General features: G+C 77.5%; 2 protein-coding genes. Both read left to right on the plus strand.

Features of this window, described 5'->3' with window-relative positions:
- On the plus strand, window positions 1-1616 hold a 1616-nt coding region (locus tag KJP73_RS19085; RefSeq protein ID WP_213284464.1), incomplete at its 5' end, for a DNA polymerase Y family protein.
- Window positions 1609-3113 (plus strand): PHP domain-containing protein (locus KJP73_RS19090; protein WP_213284465.1); only part of this gene is annotated, 1505 nt, incomplete at its 3' end. The genes KJP73_RS19085 and KJP73_RS19090, both read left to right, overlap by 8 nt.

Consider the following 3113-nt stretch of genomic DNA (forward strand, 5'->3'; position numbering starts at 1 on the left):
TCTGGGTGCCGGACTGGCCGGTCGTCGCCGCGGTGCGCGCCGCCGAGGTGCCGCCGCACCTGCCCGCGGCCGTGCAGTCCGGTGCGCGGCTCACGGCCGTCTCGGCGCTCGCCCGGTCCCAGGGCGTGCGGCGCGGGATGCGCCGGCGGCAGGCGCAGGGCGTGTGCCCCGAGCTCGTCCTGCTGCCCGTCGACGACGACCGCGACGCCCGCCTGTTCGAGCCCGTGGCCGTCGCCACCGAGGCCGTCGTCGCCGGGATCGAGGTCGCCCGACCGGGCCTGCTCCTGCTGCCCGCGGGCGGGGCGGCGCGGTTCCACGGCACGGAGGAGGCGCTGGCCGAGCGGCTGGTGTCCGTGGTGGCCGAGCGCACCGGCCACGAGTGCCAGGTCGGTACCGCCGACGGGCTGCTGGCCGCGATCCTCGCCGCCCGCACGGACGAGGTCGTGCCGCCCGGAGGGTCACCGGCGTTCCTCGCGCCGCGGGACATCGACGACCTCACGCCCGCCGCCGTGCACGACGACGCCGCCCGCGCCGTCGCGGACCTGGTGGACCTGCTGCGCCGGCTCGGCCTGCGCCGCCTGGGCGACCTCGCGGCCCTGAGCGGCGGGGACGTGCACGCCCGGTTCGGCGCCTGGGGCACCTGGGCGTGGACGCTCGTCCGCGGCGAGGACCTGCGGCCACCCGCTCGCCGGCGCCCCGAGACGGACCTGGAGGTCGCCACCGAGCTCGACCCGCCCGCGCACCGGGTCGACGTCGCGACGTTCGCCGGCCGCCGGCTCGCCGAGGAGCTGCACACCCTGCTCACCGAGCAGTCCGTCGCCTGCGCGCGGCTGCGCATCACCGCCCGCACCGACGAGGGCACCGAGCTGACCCGCGCCTGGCGCACCGACATGGGTGGCCTCGGCGGACTGTCCGCGGCGCGGATCACCGACCGCATCCGCTGGCAGCTGGAGGGCTGGCTGACCGCCGTCGCCGTCGAGCGCGGCAACGGGAACGGAAACGGCGGCGAGCCGGAGGACCACGCCGAGCCGGTGGGCCTCGTCTCCCTGGCGATCACCGCCGAGGACGTCGCTCCCGCCGGTGCCGAGCAGGGACGGCTGTGGGGCGGCCCCTCCGGCGGCGACCTGCGCGCGCACCGGGCCCTCGACCGGGTGCAGGGGCTGCTCGGCGGCGACGGCGTGCTCACCGCGGCGCTGCAGGGCGGCCGGGACGTCCGCGACCAGGTGCACCTGCAGCCGTGGGGGGCGCAGGCCGCCGCCCCGCGCCCCGTCGACCGGCCGTGGCCCGGCCACCTCCCGTCGCCCGCACCCGCCACCGTGCCCGCCCGTCCGGCCCCGGTGGAGGTGCTGGACGCGACCGGGCTGCCCGTGCGGTTCGACGCGCGGTTCACCATGAGCGGCGTCCCCGCGCGGGTGCGCACCCCCGCGAGCGACCGCCGCCCGGCCACCGAGCACCCCGTCGCCGGCTGGGCGGGACCCTGGCCGCTGGCCGAGCGCTGGTGGTCGCCCGACGACGCCCGGGTGCGCGTGCACCTGCAGGTCACGCTCGGCGACGGCCGGGCCCTGCTGCTCGCCTGCCGGCCCGACGGCTGGACCTGCGAGGCCGTCTATGACTGACACCCCCCGCTACGCGGAGCTGCACGCGCACTCGGCGTTCAGCTTCCTCGACGGCGCCAGCCAGCCCGAGGAGCTCGCCGCCGAGGCGTACCGGCTCGGGCTCAGCGCGCTCGGCCTCACCGACCACGACGGCCTGTACGGCGTCGTCCGGTTCTCCGAGGCGGCGCGCGAGGTCGGCCTGCCCACCGTGTTCGGTGCCGAGCTGCACCTGCCCGTCCCCGGTGTCGGCGGCCCCGACGTGCTCGACCCCCCGACCGGCGTGCCCGACCCCCGGGCCGTGCACCTGCCCGTCATCGCGCGCGGACCCGACGGGTATCGGGCGCTGTCCCGGACCATCGCCGAGGCGCACCTGGCCACCGGCACCAAGGGCGCCGCCGCGTACCGGCTCGAGGAGCTCGCCGAGCAGGCCGCCGGCCGGTGGCTCGTCCTCACCGGCTGCCGGAAGGGACCCGTCCGCCGGGCGCTCACCGACGACGGCCGGCAGCCCGGTGTCACCACCGCCGGGGTCGGCCGGGCGCGCACCGAGCTGGACCGCCTCGTCGCGCTGTTCGGCCGGGACAACGTCGCCGTGGAGGTCACGCAGACCGGCAGCCCGTTCGACTCCGAGACCGCCGACGCGCTGGCGGCGCTCGCACGGGACGCCGGTCTGCCGCTGGTCGCCACCGGCAACGTCCACTACGCCACCCCGCGGGACGCCGACCTGGCGATGGCACTGGCTGCCGTGCGCGCCCGGTCCTCGATGGAGGACCTCGACGGCTGGCTGCCCGGCGCACCGACCGCGCACCTGCACTCCGCCGCGGAGATGCTGCACCGGCACCGCCGGCACCCGTACGCCGTCGCGAACGCCGCCGCGCTCGGTGACGAGTCCGCCTTCGACCTGCACCTGGTCGCGCCGCAGCTGCCGCCGTACCCGGTGCCGCCGGGGCACACCGAGGCCACCTGGCTGCGCGAGCTCGTCCGCCGCGGCGCCCTCGAGTGCTACGGGCCGCCGGAGGACGAGCGGGTGCCCGGCGCCTACGCCCAGCTCGAGCACGAGCTGCGGGTGATCGAGGAGCTCGGCTTCCCCGGGTACTTCCTGGTCGTCTACGACCTGGTCGACTTCTGCCACCGCAACGGCATCCTCGCGCAGGGCCGCGGGTCCGCCGCCAACTCCGCGGTCTGCTACGCCCTCAAGGTCACCGCCGTCGACGCCGTCAAGCACGGCCTGCTGTTCGAGCGGTTCCTCGCCCCCGAGCGCGACGGACCGCCGGACATCGACGTCGACATCGAGTCCGGCCGCCGCGAGGAGGTCATCCAGTACGTCTACGCCAAGCACGGGCGCACCCACGCCGCGCAGGTCGCGAACGTCATCTCCTACCGGGCCCGGTCCGCGGTCCGCGACGCCGCGCGCGCCCTCGGGTACGACGTCGGGCAGCAGGACGCCTGGAGCAAGTCCATCGAGCGGTGGGGGACCCTGCGCGGACCGCAGCCGACGAACCCGTGGTGGTCCGGCAACCG

It is taken from the genome of Cellulomonas hominis, from assembly GCF_901521055.1.
Taxonomy (GTDB): domain Bacteria; phylum Actinomycetota; class Actinomycetes; order Actinomycetales; family Cellulomonadaceae; genus Cellulomonas; species Cellulomonas endometrii.